This is a genomic window from Bradyrhizobium prioriisuperbiae (genome assembly GCF_032397745.1).
GTDB lineage: Bacteria > Pseudomonadota > Alphaproteobacteria > Rhizobiales > Xanthobacteraceae > Bradyrhizobium_A > Bradyrhizobium_A prioriisuperbiae.
This window is the reverse complement of the sequence record NZ_CP135921.1, coordinates 4,716,112-4,730,904: the sequence shown is the minus strand read 5'-3', so window position 1 is coordinate 4,730,904 and position 14,793 is coordinate 4,716,112. Positions and strand designations below refer to the sequence as shown.

Annotated in this window: 13 protein-coding genes and 1 pseudogene; 5 read left to right on the top strand and 9 right to left on the bottom strand. The window is 64.8% G+C overall.

Translation table 11 applies throughout. From position 1 onward, the window contains the following. Window positions 1-170: 170 nt before the first annotated feature. Both RS897_RS22280 and RS897_RS22275 read left to right on the top strand, forming a co-directional pair. Window positions 171-1,457, top strand: a complete 1,287-nt coding sequence (locus RS897_RS22280) for an MFS transporter (protein WP_315830887.1) — start codon at window positions 171-173, stop codon at window positions 1,455-1,457. A gap of 125 nt (window positions 1,458-1,582) precedes the next feature. Next, entirely contained in the window at window positions 1,583-1,858 is a 276-nt protein-coding gene (locus RS897_RS22275) for a pentapeptide repeat-containing protein (protein WP_315830886.1), read from the top strand. A 52-nt stretch (window positions 1,859-1,910) separates the two neighbouring features. Here RS897_RS22275 and RS897_RS22270 read toward each other — a convergent pair whose 3' ends face one another. After that, on the bottom strand, window positions 1,911-2,138 hold the full coding sequence (locus tag RS897_RS22270; protein WP_315830885.1) for a hypothetical protein: 228 nt from the start codon (window positions 2,136-2,138) through the stop codon (window positions 1,911-1,913). Window positions 2,139-2,278: 140 nt separating this feature from the next. On the opposite strand from RS897_RS22270, the gene RS897_RS22265 reads away from it, so the two are divergent. Further along, window positions 2,279-3,328 carry a YeiH family protein gene (locus RS897_RS22265; RefSeq protein ID WP_315830884.1) on the top strand — a complete coding sequence of 350 codons (1,050 nt, stop codon included), beginning with the start codon at window positions 2,279-2,281 and terminating at the stop codon, window positions 3,326-3,328. 55 nt (window positions 3,329-3,383) lie between these two features. Here RS897_RS22265 and RS897_RS22260 read toward each other — a convergent pair whose 3' ends face one another. From RS897_RS22260 to RS897_RS22245, 4 genes are all read right to left on the bottom strand, one after another. Further along, entirely contained in the window at window positions 3,384-4,430 is a 1,047-nt protein-coding gene (locus RS897_RS22260; RefSeq protein WP_315830883.1) for a cupin domain-containing protein, read from the bottom strand. A 146-nt stretch (window positions 4,431-4,576) separates the two neighbouring features. Continuing rightward, complete coding sequence (locus RS897_RS22255) at window positions 4,577-6,817, bottom strand: xanthine dehydrogenase family protein molybdopterin-binding subunit (RefSeq protein ID WP_315830882.1); 2,241 nt, start codon at window positions 6,815-6,817, stop codon at window positions 4,577-4,579. Further along, on the bottom strand, window positions 6,817-7,305 hold the full coding sequence (locus RS897_RS22250; protein WP_315830881.1) for a (2Fe-2S)-binding protein: 489 nt from the start codon (window positions 7,303-7,305) through the stop codon (window positions 6,817-6,819). The genes RS897_RS22255 and RS897_RS22250 overlap by 1 nt, the downstream gene beginning before the upstream one ends. 9 nt (window positions 7,306-7,314) lie before the next feature. Beyond that, window positions 7,315-8,670, bottom strand: coding sequence for a c-type cytochrome (locus RS897_RS22245; RefSeq protein ID WP_315830880.1), 1,356 nt, complete (start codon window positions 8,668-8,670; stop codon window positions 7,315-7,317). 191 nt (window positions 8,671-8,861) lie between these two features. Here RS897_RS22245 and atzF point away from each other — a divergent pair, with 191 nt between their 5' ends. Next, the gene (gene atzF, locus RS897_RS22240; RefSeq protein ID WP_315830879.1) at window positions 8,862-10,253 is read left to right on the top strand and encodes an allophanate hydrolase; all 1,392 of its coding nucleotides are present in this window, start codon (window positions 8,862-8,864) and stop codon (window positions 10,251-10,253) included. A gap of 7 nt (window positions 10,254-10,260) precedes the next feature. On the opposite strand, the gene RS897_RS22235 is transcribed toward atzF, so the two are convergent. From RS897_RS22235 to RS897_RS22220, 4 genes are all read right to left on the bottom strand, one after another. Continuing rightward, window positions 10,261-10,986 (bottom strand): Crp/Fnr family transcriptional regulator, encoded by a 726-nt coding sequence (locus tag RS897_RS22235; RefSeq protein ID WP_315830878.1) that lies wholly within the window; start codon window positions 10,984-10,986, stop codon window positions 10,261-10,263. A 240-nt stretch (window positions 10,987-11,226) separates the two neighbouring features. Next, window positions 11,227-12,087, bottom strand: coding sequence for an ABC transporter ATP-binding protein (locus tag RS897_RS22230; protein ID WP_407654281.1), 861 nt, complete (start codon window positions 12,085-12,087; stop codon window positions 11,227-11,229). Beyond that, window positions 12,075-12,821 carry an ABC transporter permease gene (locus RS897_RS22225; protein WP_315830877.1) on the bottom strand — a complete coding sequence of 249 codons (747 nt, stop codon included), beginning with the start codon at window positions 12,819-12,821 and terminating at the stop codon, window positions 12,075-12,077. Before RS897_RS22225 ends, RS897_RS22230 begins: the two co-directional genes overlap by 13 nt. A gap of 23 nt (window positions 12,822-12,844) precedes the next feature. Continuing rightward, window positions 12,845-13,846 carry an ABC transporter substrate-binding protein gene (locus tag RS897_RS22220; protein WP_315830876.1) on the bottom strand — a complete coding sequence of 334 codons (1,002 nt, stop codon included), beginning with the start codon at window positions 13,844-13,846 and terminating at the stop codon, window positions 12,845-12,847. A gap of 297 nt (window positions 13,847-14,143) precedes the next feature. Between RS897_RS22220 and RS897_RS42300 the strand changes: the two are divergent. Further along, a pseudogene (locus RS897_RS42300) lies at window positions 14,144-14,671 on the top strand (SGNH/GDSL hydrolase family protein); the annotation flags it as partial. Window positions 14,672-14,793 lie beyond the last annotated feature (122 nt).

Here is a 14,793-nt window from a genome sequence, read left to right as displayed (position 1 = left end):
TTCGGCAATCGTCGTCAAAATTCTCGTGACCATGCCGTCGCCGGGGACCGGAAACGTCGTTTCCCTGCAATGATGCAGATCGTCGTATACTGTCTCCTGCCGGCCGCCCCAGCGGCCTGGCGACCAGGAACGCGATCAAAACCAAGAACAAGACCAACAAGGGAGCCTCCATGAGCACCGATGCCGCGAAAGTCGTCCTGCCTGACGACACCAGCCTCACCGCCTTCTACCGCGACATGAACGTGCCGGAACGGCGCACGTTCTGGGCCTGCGCCACCGGCTGGGCGCTCGACGGCATGGACTTCATGATCTATCCGCTGGTGATTGGCACCATCATCAAGTTGTGGAATGTCGACGCTGGTCTGGCGGGGCTCGCGGGCACGGTGACGCTGCTGGCGTCCGCCATCGGCGGCTGGTTTGCCGGCTTCATGTGCGACCGCATCGGCCGCGTGCGCACCATGCAGATCACCATCATCTGGTTTTCGGCGTTTTCGCTGGTCTGCGCCTTTGTGCAGGATTTCAACCAGCTCTTGATCGCCCGCGCGCTGCTCGGCTTCGGCTTCGGCGGCGAATGGGCGGCCGGCGCCGTGCTGATGGGCGAAACCATCCGCGCGCAGTATCGCGGACGCGCAGTCGGCTCGGTGCAGTCCGGCTGGGCGGTCGGCTGGGGCCTCGCCGTGCTGGCGCAGGCGTTGCTGTTCAGCCTGCTGCCGGCGGAGCAGGCCTGGCGCTGGATGTTCGCCATCGGCGTGCTGCCGGCGCTCTTGGTGTTCTACCTGCGCCGTTATGTGGAGGAGCCGACGGTCTCGGCTGAGACGATGGCGCGACAATCGAGTTCGGGCGATCGCCCCAGGATCTGGGAGATCTTTTCCGGCCCGATCCTGAAGACCACCATCCTCGCTTCGCTGGTCGCCACCGGCTGCCAGGGCGGCTATTACGCCATCACCTTCTGGGTGCCGCGTTTCCTCACCACCGAGCGCAAGCTTTCGATCGTGTCCTCCACCGGCTATCTCGCCGCACTGATCATCGGCTCGTTCATCGGTTATCTGGTCGGCGCGTGGCTCGCCGACCGCATCGGCCGCCGCAACCTGTTCCTGATCTTTTCAATCGGCGCCATCGCCGTGGTGCTGGTCTACACCCAGATGACGCTGAGCAACGAACTGCTGTGGGTGCTGGGTTTCCCGCTCGGCTTCTTCGCCTCGGGATATTTCTCCGGCGTCGGAGCGTTCCTCACAGAGCTTTATCCGACACGCTTGCGCGGCTCCGGCCAGGGCTTCTGCTACAATTTCGGCCGCGGCATCGGCGCGCTGTTTCCGTTCCTGGTCGGCTATCTGTCGCAGACCACGACACTGGCGAACGCGATTGCGATCTTCGCGGTCGCCGCTTACGCACTGTTTTTCTTGGCCGCTTATGCGCTGCCCGAAACCCGTGGCCGGGTTCTGACGGCGGAGGGATAGGCTGTAGCCCGGATGAGCGAAGCGACATCCGGGGCTAATTGAGCGTTTATCCCGGATGTCGCTGCGCTCATCCGGGCTACGGTGCTGACGTCTGATACCTGAGATCAATTTTTGGAGGACTATCCATGGATATCGCCAAGGGCACCAGACGACGAATGAACATCGAGGGCGCCGACGTCTCCGGGTCGACATTCGAGGACGTCAACATGTCGGGCTGGACGGCTCACAATGTGAACATGAGCGGCCTGCGCATCGACAATGCCAACCTCGCCGGATTGCATGTCAACAATGCCAACATGGCCGGCGCCAATCTGACCGATTGCCGGATCGAGGGCATGCGCATCAATGGCATCGCGATCGAGGATCTGCTCGCGGCCTACCATCAAGGCAAGAAGGACTAATCCAGGGAAGAACGATCGGCGAACCGACGAGAGATCCGTGAACCGACGTGGTCTACTGCGCGATGGTGCCGGTCAAAGCGGCGACCACGGTGCGGGCAATCGGCAGGTCCGAGGTATAGATCCGGCCGCCGACCAGCAGCAGCGCGATCGCCCAGAACACAATGATTCCGGTCCGATACGACCGTCCGTCCCGGGGGGCCGGGCGCACGACCACAGCCTTTTCGCCGAACGGATCGAACGAAACGCTCTGAATCTCGCGGTTTTCGGTGTGGCTGCTCATGCTAGACAGATAGCGCATGGGTGCTAGGCAATAAATGGACGCATTTTTCGAATTTCGCGTGCGCCGGGAAGCATTATTCCCTATCCACAATCGGATTTGGAAGTTTCTACCCACTCCCTCCGAAACGGCCCCTCGACCCGATGACCCCACCCGCCCGCCCACCCCGTCTGGCCCTGGCTGCCCTGCTGCCCGGGATCGTCATCTGTCTTGCCATCACCGCCGTCGCCATGGGCATCCAGGCTATCGAGGAACGGGTCTTCAGCCATCCTTATGTCGAGGCCCTGGTAATGGCGATCCTGATCGGCGTCGCCATCCGCACCGCCTGGACCCCGCCCGAGCGGTTCCAGTCCGGCATCGCCTTCAGCGCCAAGCAGCTGCTCGAGGTCGCGGTCACCCTGCTCGGCGCCTCTCTCAGCCTCACCGCTATCGTCGCATCGGGACCGGCGCTGTTGGCCGGCATCCTGGGCACCGTCGTGCTCGCGATCGGCGCGAGTTACGCCACCTGCCGGCTGCTCGGCCTGCCCACCAAGATGTCGATCCTGATCGCCTGCGGCAACTCGATCTGCGGCAACTCGGCGATCGCCGCGGTCGCCCCCATCATCGATGCCGACAGCAACGACGTGGCCGCGTCGATCGCCTTCACCGCGGCGATCGGCGTCTTGATGGTGATCGGCCTGCCGCTGTTCGTGCCGCTCGCCGGCCTCTCGGAACATCAGTATGGCGTGCTGGCGGGCCTCACCGTCTATGCCGTGCCGCAGGTGCTGGCCGCCACCATCCCGGTCGGGCTGGTGAGCACGCAGGTCGGCACTCTCGTGAAGCTGGTGCGCGTGCTGATGCTGGGGCCGGTGGTGGTGGCGCTGTCGCTGCTGGCGCCGCTGCTGCGGCTGGATCAAACGGCGTCCTCGCCCAGGCGCCGCCTGAACCTCGGCCGGCTGGTGCCCTGGTTCATTGTCGGCTTTCTGGTGCTGGCGACGCTGCGCTCCCTCGGGCTCATTCCTGAAGTCGCGCTGAAACCGATCGCACAGATCGCGGGTTTCCTCACCGTGCTCTCGATGGCCGCGCTCGGCCTCGGTGTCGACGCGCGCGAACTCGCCCGCGCCGGCGGCCGCGTCACCACGGCCGTGACCATCTCGCTGATGGTGCTGATCGCGATCAGCTTCATCCTGATCCGCGCGCTCGGCATCAGCTGACACCGGCGCCGACACCAAAGACTCCAAACGCGCGCTTGTGAGGACGAGCGGGCGATCATTCGTCGAATGAACTCTGTGGATTGCAGCGACCCACGATCAGCGGATCCGCCCATGTCGCCGACAGCTTCGGCAGGTCGCCGATCCTGACGCCGAGTGTCGACGCCAGCACGTCCTGGGAGAAAGCGGATGCGGACGCACGATAACCGACATCGCCCGGTGTCGGCTGGTCGAAGAAGATCAGGAAATGGATTTCGTCCGGACCCAGCACCTCGATATGGTGCGGATAGGCGCGCGGGATGAAATAGACATCGCCGGGTCCGAGTTGATAGGTGTCGGTCGAGCCATCGGGATCGAGCACCGTCATCCGGGCATGACCGCGATGCACGTACCCCATCTCGGCGGTCTCGGGATGCCAATGTGGTTCGCGCATGCCCATATTGGTGACGCGCAGCGAATACATCGACATATCCTTCAACGCCGGCCAGAACTGGTCGCGTGCCAGCCGTGCGGAGCCATAGTCAAAAGCCACCGGGGCCGATTGCGCCTCGACATCGAACTTGTGTGAATTGCCTTGCAGCGCGGTCGGCGGAATCACAGCACCGGCCTGCCGCCGCACGATATACGGCGCTTGCGTGGTGCGCACGATCGGCGCGAAAGCGGACGCGGCAAGCCCGTAGGTATTGCCGAGCACGGCATCCGGCATCGCGCCGAACGCGGCGTGCAGCGAAAAATCCTCGGGACGCTCGTGCCGGAACGCGATGATGAGTTCGGCCGCGCCGGCGGCGATGTTCTCGATGGCGTGAATGGCTCCCGATTCAACATGAAACATCTGCCCGGCGTCGATGGCAAAGGACGAGAAGACGCTGCGGTTGCCGAGAATCGAAACCAGCAGGCGGCCGGACACGCAGTAAGCCAGTTCCGTGGCATTGGCGTGCCAATGCGGCTCGCGGATCGCCCCCGGCGCCAGAACAAGACGCTTGATCGAAAGCCCCTTCAGGATCGGCAGTTCATCGGCATCGACCTGGGTCACCGACCCCAGATCGCTTTTGAACACCGAACGGCCATGGATCAGCGATGTGACATGATGACTGGCTTGGCGCACCGGACGGCTCCTCGAACTGGGATCACCGACCGCAGCCGGGACCGATCAGTCGATATTTGGGCCCAGTTCAATCCGCGTGGCAATATGCCCAAACGCAGCCCCGTGCCACTGAACATGCCGCACCGCTTTGTGGCCTCAAAGCCCCCTCAAATCCCGATCGCCGATTTCAGCCTCGCCGACGTCAGCGGCAGGTCGCGCAAGCGTTGGCCCGTGGCGTCCGCAATGGCATTGGCCACCGCCGCCGCGGCCGGGCCCTGCCCCGCTTCGCCGGCGCCGAGGAACGGCAATCCCGGACGATCGATGATGTGGACATCGACACTGAGCGGCACGCTGTTGAAACGCAGGATCGGATAAGTCGCCCAGTCGACCGATGTGATGCGGGTGTCGTCGAAGGTGACGGCCTCATACAGCGTCCAGCTCAGCGACTGCAGGATCGCGCCCTCGATCTGGTTGCGGATGCCGTCGGGACTGACCACCTGCCCGGCATCGACCGCCGACACCGCGCGCATCACGTGAATGCGGCCGGTTTCGCGATCGATCTCCACCTCCATCGCAATGGCGCAATACGCGGCGAGATTCTTGTAGCGCGCGAACGCGAAGCCGCAGCCGCGGCCGTCCACCGGCCTCAGTCGCCTGTCCCAGCCGAATTTTTCCGCGGCCAGGGTGATGACATCGCGCGCACGCACGTCGGTCAGATGCTTGAGCCGGAAGGCCACCGGATCGGCTTTTGCCGCGGCTGCCGTCTCATCCATGAAACTCTCGATCGAGAAGATGTTCATATAGGCGCCGAGCGCGCGCATGGCCGAGATCCGCAGCGGCATCTCCGGAATGAAGTGATGCATCACCTCGGCATTGGCGAAGGCATAGATCGGAATGGCGTTGCGGTCGCCGCCGCCTTCCGGCAGCGGCAGCGGTTTCGGCTCCGGCACAGGGAACGGATTCTCGATGTGCTGGCCGGCAAGCAGCGAGCCCGCCGTGCCGGGCCGCATCGAGTGGGTGTTGCTGCGCACGCTGAAGCGCCAGTCGACGATCTTGCCACTGGCGTCGATCGAAGCCTTGGCGCCGGTCACCATCCCCGGACCATAAGGCTCCCAGGCATGCTCCTGCTCGCGCATCCATTGCAGGCGGATCGGCTTGCCCGGCAATGCCACGGCGATCAGCGCAGCATCAGCCGCGGCATCGTCGGCGCCGTTGTGGCCGTAACAGCCCGCGCCCGGCACGTGGATGCAGCGGACTTTCGCCGGCGGCATCCGCAGCATCTCGGCAATCGCCGCGCGATCGGGATAGACGCCCTGGGTGTGGGTCCACACCGTCACCATATCACCCTCATAGTGCGCCACCGCACAGGACGGGCCGATCGAGCCGTGCGACTGATAGGGACGGGTGTAGCTCGCTTCCACCGTCGTCACCGCCGGCTCAGTGGCGCCGTGATTGTCGAGGATCTTGTAATCCTTCGCCGGCATCGCCGCGATCACCTCCGGCAGCGGCGCGTGCACCGGCAATTTTGCGGTCTCGTTCCAGCGCGCGCTCGCCGCCAGCGTTCGCATCGCCTTGATCGCCTGGAATTCCCTGATCGCCACCACCGCCAGGAAATTGCCGTTGCGGATCACCTTGACCACGCCCGGCATCGCCGCGACCGCCTCGATATCGGCGCCTGCGAACTGCGCGCCATAACTCGGCGGCCGCACCACGCGGGCGTGCAGCATGCCGGGCAGCCGCATGTCCTGCACATAAGCCTCGCCGCCGGTGACCTTGGCGGGAATGTCGACCCGGCGCAGCGACGTATTCATGATCCTGAAGGTCTTGGGATCGCGCAGCCGCGAGGTCGGCTCGGCCTTGACGTGCTGCTCGGTGGTGCCGACGAGATCACTGTAGGACAACTTGCTGCCATTGGGCGCGACTACCACGCCGCTGTCGGCCTTCAATTGCGCCGCGTCGAGATTGAGCCGGCGCGCGGCTTCCGCGATCAGCAACTCGCGCACCTGCGCCGCCGCATGGCGGATCGCGGTGCCGCTGTCCTGCATGGAGTGGCTGCCCGAGGTATAACCCTCGTTCGCGGTGCGGCCGGTGTCGGCGGTGACCAACGTCAGCCGTTCAATCGGCAGGTCGAGTTCTTCGGCGGCGATCTGCAACAGCGCGGTCCTGATGCCCTGGCCGAGTTCGGCCTTGCCGGAGAACACGGTGACGGCGCCGCTGCTGTCGAGCCGGATCCAGGAATCAAGATACGGACTGCCAGCAAGGCTGCCGGGCAATTTCGGCGGCGCCGCGGCGGGCGGCACGGGCGCGGCCTGCTGCGCGTGGGCCGGATCGAGCGAGAATCCGACGACCAGGGCGCCCGCGCCTTGCAGCAGCGCGCGCCGGGACAGGGATGCGAACGGGGCGTTCATCAGGTCGCTCCCTTGACGGTATTGGGGCTGGCGCGCATCAATTCAGCGGCACGCTGCACCGCCTTGAGGATGCGCATATGGGTGCCGCAGCGGCACAGATGCGGCTGCAGCGTGCTGCGGATGTCGCCGTCAGAGGGGTTTGGATTCTTTTGCAGCAGCGCCTGCGCGCGCATCATCATGCCGGCAATGCAGTAGCCGCATTGCGCTGCCTGCTCCTCGATGAAGGCCTGCTGGATCGGCGCCGGCTTCTCCACCGTGCCGAGGCCTTCCAGCGTGGTGACCTTGCGGCCCTCCAGCAGCAGGATCGGCGTCACGCAGGAGAAGGCGGCGACGCCGTCGATCATCACGGTGCAGGCGCCGCACTGGCCGAGCCCGCAGCCGTATTTGGCGGCGTTGAGTTCGAGGTGATCGCGCAGCACATAGAGCAGCGGCGTATCCGGATCGGCGTCGACGCTGTGGCTGCGGCCATTGACCATCAGATCGATCATGACGTCTCCTTACGGTTTCGCCTCGGCGGTGTTGGACGCAAGCGTGGCGGCACGAGCCTCGCGCAGCGGCGATGCGATATCCGGCCACGGCCCCTTGCGGCTGAAATTTGCGCGCAGATAGCTGACCAGTGCTGAAATCTGCGGGTCGGTCAGTGTCGCGGCGAAGCCCGGCATGATCGGACCGCGCTTGCCGTCCGCAGCCGGCAGACCCGCCAGCAGCAGGTTGATCAGATTGCGCGGGCTGTCCGCGCTGACCGTGGTGCTCAGCGACAGGCTCATGCCGCCATAAGGCACCGGACGCCCGCTCTCGTGGCACATGGCGCAGGCGCTGGCATAGATGGCCGCGCCGATATCGCCACTCGGCACAGCGGAGGCGACCGTCTGGCTGCCCCCGGATTGCGGCTTGCTGCCGGTGCTGTCGCGCGGCGCGGCGGTGGCGAGAGCCTCACCCTGCTGCCGGCGCTCAGGCGTCGGATGTCCCATCATGTCGGCGACATAGACCGCGATCGCCTTGACGTCCTGGTCCGACACCGCGGCCAGATTGTCGGCGACCGGCCCCATCGGGCCGCGTGCGACGCCATGCAGGCCGTGCCAGCCCTGGCGCAGATAGACATTCAGTGTATCGACATCCCACGGCACCGGCGACGGCGAGGCCGAATTGATGGTGAAGGCGTGCCAGCCCTCAGCATCACCACCGGCGAACGCCTGATGCGACTTCTCCGCACCAAGAATGTTGCGCGGGGTGTGGCAGGCGCCGCAATGGCCGATGCCCTCCACCAGATAAGCGCCGCGATTCCACAGCGCATCGCGCGCCGGATCGGGCGTGTATGGCCCCTGTTTCAGGAACAGCAGCTTCCAGCCGGCAAGCACCGGCCGCAGCGTCAACGGAAACGGCAGTTCGTTTTGCTTCGCCGGCGATCGCACCGCCGGCCGGGTCATCAGGAAGGCATACAGCGCGCGGTTATCGTCATCGGTGACCAGCGTGAAGTGATCATACGGGAACGCCGGATAAAGATGCCGGCCCTCGCGATCGACGCCCTCGCGCATGGCGCGCTGGAACGCGGCCTCCGGCCAGCGGCCGATGCCGGTCTCCGGATCGGGCGTGATGTTGGTGGAATAGATGGTGCCGAACGGCGTCGGCAGACCAAGGCCGCCGGCAAAGACCTTGCCGCCCGGCGCGGTGTGGCAGGTGTTGCAATCGCCGACCGCGGCGAGTTCGCTGCCGCGGCGCACCAAAGCCTGGTCGAAAGCAGGCTTCTGGGCTGGATCGCGCGGCGCGATGACCGGTTTGTACGTCAGCGCGAAGGCACCGGCGCCGACCGCTCCGACAAGCACCAAAACACCGATTGCAATCGATTGTTTCATGCTGATCACTTGATCATCAAGCGGGGCTTTCGCCAAGTCCTTTTCGGCGCTCCTGCACCGGAAACAGCTGGGCTCGCCGAGATGTGAGAGGTGGGATCGCCTCACTTGAGGCCCAAGCACTTAATTGCTTGTCCAGACGAGGCGCCCCGACCAGTTTCCCCCAACGCAAGCGTTCGAAGGAGACGATTTCGGTGAGCAGCCCCAACGCACGGTCCGCCGCGCCGGTCCAGTCCGGCCGGCAGAGCCCATTCGATGCAAAATCCAATGCCCTGCAGGTTCTCGAAACGGCCTATGGGCGCATTGAGGCCGAACACGACCGCAACTGCTGGATTCACGTGCGCCCATTTGCGGAGGCGTTGGACGAGTGCCGCAAACTGATGGCGCGCGCGCAGGCCGGCGAACATCTGCCCCTGCTCGGTGTTCCGTTCGGCGTCAAGGACAACATTGACGTCCTGGGCATGCCGACCACCGCGGCCTGTCCCTCCTTCAGTTATCAGCCAGCGCGCTCCGCTCGCAGCGTCGAGCGCCTCGTCGCCGCCGGTGCCATCTGCATCGGCAAGACCAATCTCGATCAGTTTGCGACTGGCCTGTCCGGCGCACGGTCGCCCTACGGTGCCTGTGCAACGGTGGCTGACGACAGCTACGTCTCGGGCGGCTCGAGCTCGGGATCGGCTGTGGCGGTCGCGGCCGGCCACGTCGTATTCGCGCTCGGCACCGATACCGGAGGCTCCGGCCGCATTCCCGCGGGCTTCAACGGCATTGTCGGCATCAAGCCGACCATTGGCCGCGTGTCGTCGCGCGGCCTGGTGCCGAATTGCCCGACACTCGACTGCGTGTCGGTGTTCTGCAACACCGTGCAGGACGGCGCGACGATCCTCGACATCATCGAAGGCTTCGACACGGAGGACCCCTACAGCCGGCCGGCGGGTATCGGCGCCGCCGCTCCCAGTTCCGCCTTCAGGTTCGGCCGCATCGCGCCCGGCCAGCTCGAATGTTACGGCATGCCGGAATGCTCCGCGCTTTATGAAGAGGCCTGCGCGCGATTTACCGGTCTCGGCGGCACGGCTGTCGAGATCGATTTCGCGCCGTTCGCGGAAGCGGGCAAGATGCTGTTCGCCGGCCCCTGGGTCGCCGAGCGGCGCGCCGCGATCGCAGCACTGACCGAGATCGACACCGATGAGCTGCTGGACGTTACCAAGACGGTGCTACGCGCGGCGAGCGGCTTCTCAGCCATGGATGCGTTCACCGCCCACCACCGGCTGTTGCGGCTGCGGCGGCAGACGCAGACGGTGATGGCCGATCTCGATGCCCTTGTGGTGCCGACCGCGCCGCGTCCGATCGCGCTAGATGACATGAACCGCGATCCGATCACCCTCAACACCAGCCTCGGCTACTATTCTTATTTCGCCAACCTGCTCGATCTCTGCGCCGTCGCAATTCCCAATGCGGTGCTGCCGAACGGCATTCCCATGGGCGTCACGCTGCTGGCGCCCGCCTGGTCGGATCGGGCCTTGATTGCATTGGCGCGGCGGCTCGAAGTCAATGCGGGCGGCGCCGCGTTTGAACTGATCTCGCGTGCGTGAGTGAAGTTCAGACCACCTCGAGGTCCAGCGCCGGCAGGTTCTGGATCGCGATCAGGCCGCGATGATATTTGATGATGCCGCGCGCCTGCATGCGGGCGAGTTGAACCGTCACCCACTGCCGTGTTGAACCGATCAGATTGGCGAGGTCGCCGTGGGTGAACGGCATTCCGATCACCACCTCCCGGCCGCGCCGGGTGCCGTAGATGCGCGACAGGAAGATCAGCAGGCGTTGCAGCCGTTCCGTCACCGAGCGCGTGCCCAGCATCTGCGCCATCGCCGAATAGCATCGTGCCTTGAAGGCCAGCGCATCCAGCAACGCGACCGCGAGTGTCGGAGACTCCAGCGCAAGCTTGCGCAGCGACGGCCCCGGCAGGAAGGTCAGTTCACTGCGCTCGATCGCCGACGACGACCACATGTGAGGTCCGGCGCCGAACAGATCGGGACCACCGACGAAATTGCCGGCGAACCAATAGGCCAGCGTCACCTCGCGCCCCGAAGGTGCTGCGTAATAGCTGCGGATACGGCCTGAATTGATCAAGTAGATTCCGGTCTGGACGTCGCCCTGGCGCCATACCAGATCGCCGACCTCCAGCACCCGCTCCCGTCCGATGGCGCGCAGGCGGGCGCGATCCGCAGGGCCCAGCTCATCCAGCAGACCGGGAAGCGGACGCACCAGGCTGTCCGACTCCACCAGCATGACGCCGGCCGCCGCTGTCATATCCACCGCTGCCATCCCCGCCTCCTTGAATTGATTTGATGTGATCAATTCAAGACTCATGCCAATGCCTCTCAACAAGGCATGCAAGATAGTCCGCCCACCACCGACTGCGGGGAACAAAGTGGGCAATCGCTTTCCAAAGATATTTGATGCGGTAGAACGAACGGGCCGGCCGCATGTTCAACAACAGCAAATCCCGGTTTTGCGATCAGCTACGCTCGCTGGTCACGTAAATCGAAGACGTGCGGCTCGCCATCAACGTTGCAGCGCCTGATCGAACGCGCGTTGGCCTTCCGTGCGGATCAGATCGAGGCAATCCTTCTTCAGCGCGAGATAGGCCGGCTCCAGCATGATGGCGTGGGAGCGCGGCCGCGGCAGGTCGACCGCGAGGTCGCGCAGGATGCGGCCCGGCCCGGCGCTCATGATCAGGACGCGGTCCGCCAGAAGAATGGCCTCATCGATGTCATGGGTGACGAACACCACCGTGGCGTTGATGCGGCTGCTCAGCGCCAGCAGGTTGTCCTGCATCACCGCACGGGTCTGCGCGTCGAGCGCGCCGAACGGTTCGTCCATCAGCAGCACGCGCGGCTGGTTGGCCAGCGCCCGCGCGATCGCAACCCGCTGCTGCATCCCGCCGGACAAAGTATGCGGATAGGCGTCGGCAAACCGCGTGAGGCCGATCATCTCGATCAGGCCGTCGGCGATCGCTCCGGCGTCCTTGGTCGACTTGCCGAGCATGCGCGGGCCGTGGGCGATATTCTTGCGCACGGACTTCCATGGAAACAGATGCGGCTGCTGGAACACCATGCCGACATCGGGCCGCGGCCGCCGCATCGGCCGGCCATCGACGGTCACCTCGCCCTGGTAAGGCATCTCGAGGCCGGCAATGGCATTGAGCACCGTTGACTTGCCGCAGCCGGACGGACCGACGATGCAGACGAACTCGCCATGGGTCACGCTGAACGACACGCGATCCACCGCGATGACCTCGCCGCGCGCCGTGTCGAACACGATGCTCAGATCCTTCACAGAGATCGCGGCCTTGTCGGGCTGCGATGCCGCCACAGGTTGCAACCGCGCGGGGGCCGGAGCCGCTTTCAGCATCATCGCCACCATATCGCCCGCTCCGCCGCCACCGCGAACAGCCGGTCCGCGATGAACGACAACAGCCCGAGTGCCGCGAGGCCCCCCATCACCTGCCCGGTTTGCAAATTCTGCTGGGCGATCTCGATCCGATAAACAATGCCGGCGAATGCTCCCGCCAGTTCGGCCGCGACCAGCGTGTAGAACGAAATACTCACCGCGGTGCGCAGCCCCACCACGATATAGGGCAATGCCCCCAGTAGGACGATTTCCTGCAGCATCTGCCGGCGCGGCGTTCCCAGCATCTGGGCCGCGCGGATCAGGCCGCGGTCGACCTTCTGCACACCGATGTGCGCTGCCAGCCACACCGTGAAGAACACGCCCCACACCACCAGGAACAGCTTGCCCGCTTCCGAGAGGCCGAACCACAGAATGACGATCGGCACGAACGCGATCGGCGGAATCGGCCGCAGGATATGGAACAGCGGCGACAGCAGGCTGGAGACCAGCGGAAACTGCCCGGTGAGAACTCCGAGCACGATGCCCATGGTCGCGCCGAGCACAAAGCCCACGACCACGCGCGTAAGGCTCGCCAGCAGATCGACGGCGAACTGTCCGCTCTTGATCCACGCGACCAAAGCCACGACCACTGTCGACGGCGGCGGGAACAGCACGATGTTGACGATGCCGGATCGGGCAACGAACTCCCACACCACAAGGAACAGCGGAATGGACAGCACGCTGACCAGAAGGTTCATCCGTCGCATGGGACCGCTCGCGTCCATTCGGTCTAGTTGGCCGATACGGAAACGCGGCCGGGATCAAGGCTTCGCAGCGGCTCGAGCGCAAGCACCTTGGTGAAATCAGGCATGGTCGCATTCGGCGGATGGTTGCCGCTCTCCAGCCGCCACGCCGCGTGGATCTTGAGCGTCTCGACAAGGCGATCGTCGACGCCGACGCGATAGACATAGTCCGGCCAGATCGCCGCGAGCTCATCGCGCTTCATGCCGACGGCATCCGCCACCTTCGTTATCGCCGCATCAGGGTTCGCCTTGACGAAGGCCTCGGCCTCGATCAACGCCGCGAGAAATTTCCCGACCAGCGCGGGATTGGTTTCGAGGTAGGCGCGCGTCACCACGATGTTGAAGGTCTCGGAATAGATTCCGCGGGTATCGAGCTGGATCGCACTCTCTCCCAGCACTTTGCGGGCGTTGGAGATGTGCGGCTCCCAGGTGTCGAACGCATCGATGCTGCCGGCCACCAGCGCCGGCAGCATGTCCTGCGGCCGCAGGTTCACCAGGGTCACGTCGGCGGCCGTCAGCCCGGCCGATTTCAGCAGCCGAGATGTATAGACCTCGCTGCCGGTGCCGGCGGTGAAGGCGATCTTCTTGCCGCGCAGGTCGGCCTTGGTCTTGATGCCGGCGGTCGCCGCGGTCATGGTTTTGAGGTCGGAATATTCCATGCCGGCGACGAATGCGATCGGCTGGCCGGCCATGGCGGCCGCGGTCACCGGCGCTTCCGCCGTGGTCGCGATGTCGGCGCCACCGCCCACCACCGTATCCAGGCATTGTTTGCCCGAGGTGAAGTTGCTCACCGAAATATCGAGGCCGTGCTTCTCGAACAGGCCGTTCGCCTTGGCGACGATGGCCAGCGCCGAGATCGGCGCGAGGTTTTGCGCCAGCCGTGCCTTGAGCAGCTCAGCAGCCCCGCTATCGCTGGGCGCAGTGATCGACAACGCGAGAACGGCGCTCGCCGCCAACGTGGCAACGCGACTGTGTCTGCTCCTCAGCATGAATCTTCTCCGCGCCGCCGCTCTGGTAGAAACGGCGCCCTGTTGATCTCTGCGGAGCCTGCCCTGACCGGACCCACAGCAAAACCCGTGTCCCCCCGGGGACCTGCTTTTGTGAAGCTCTTTGTCGAGCCTTCCGGATGCTTCCTTAAGGAGACCGGCAAAGGAAGCAATTAATCGACATTGCGCCTCAGCGAACGCCGCAGCGATTGTCCGCACTGGGGGAACGGGATATCCTCGCAGGATTGATTTTGCCGCAGCGCGATTGCGCCTGCTTTATTTTATGACGGAGCGAATTTCATGCCGGAGCAACAGCCGCTGCCGAACGACGTGCGCGAGGTCGTCCGCTTTCGCCACCCGCTTGCCAACATGGCGCGATGCATGGCCCACAAGGACCGCGTCAAGATCGTAACCATCGGCTCGTCGTCGACCTTTGGCGAAGGCGGTGCGAAGCCTTATCCGGAGCTGTTGCAAGACGCGCTGAGATTCCGCTATCCACCGACGGACGTCATCAACCGCGGCGTCAATGGCGAGGAAGCGGCCGACGAGCTCGCGCGGTTTGAAGCGCAGGTCGTCGCCGAAAATCCGACTATGGTGATCTGGCAGATCGGAACCAATGCCGCCTGGAAGGGCTACGACCTGGATGAGGTCGAGGATGCCATCCGAGCGGGCCTGGTTCGACTGAAGACACTCTCGGCGGACATCGTGCTGATGGATTTGCAATACACCACGGCCATGATCCATCCCGAGACCATCGCCAACAGCACCGATATGGTCGCGCGGATCGCCAGGGTCGCGCGCCATGCGGGCGTCAACGTCTTTCGTAGATTCGCTCTGATGCGGTTCTGGCATGTGTTCGGAGGTACCAAGGTGGAGGATATGACCGAAGCCGGCCCCCTCTCTTGCACCAGAGCGACTACACGCGCATCGCGCAGACGCTCGACCAGGTC